At 58.5% G+C, this 318-nt stretch carries 1 protein-coding gene; it reads right to left on the bottom strand.

Annotated features, from left to right (window positions below):
• On the bottom strand, positions 1-221 hold a 221-nt coding region (gene tnpB, locus C5L12_RS27975), incomplete at its 3' end, for a transposase (protein ID WP_245423078.1).
• Positions 222-318 lie beyond the last annotated feature (97 nt).

The following is a 318-nucleotide window of genomic DNA, read 5'->3' as shown; positions in this document are numbered from 1 at the left end:
AGATGCAGATTAAACTTTTGCCACGCCTGAACGGTGAGACCTGCACTTTCTTCCCGAACAGCGGGTGCCAAGGATAGGCAATCGTCGAATAACGGGAAACGTATGCAGAATGTCGGTAGTTGTGCACCGCGGCCGCGGAATACGAACAGGTGACCGCACATCGGGTCGCGCTTCAGCGCCTCCTGCACCATCAACGACAGGCCGGGGAAGCCTTTGCGCATATCGGTATGGCCTGTCGCCAGCTAGACCTTCACGCCACTCGGAACCGGGATCATCGACGACCCAGCACGCAATCGAGAATGCGGCCAAGCGCTTCCG

It is taken from the genome of Neorhizobium huautlense, assembly GCF_002968575.1.
Lineage (GTDB): Bacteria > Pseudomonadota > Alphaproteobacteria > Rhizobiales > Rhizobiaceae > Neorhizobium > Neorhizobium huautlense.
The sequence above is the reverse complement of the archived record's forward strand: the minus strand, read 5'-3'. Positions and strand labels throughout refer to the sequence as shown.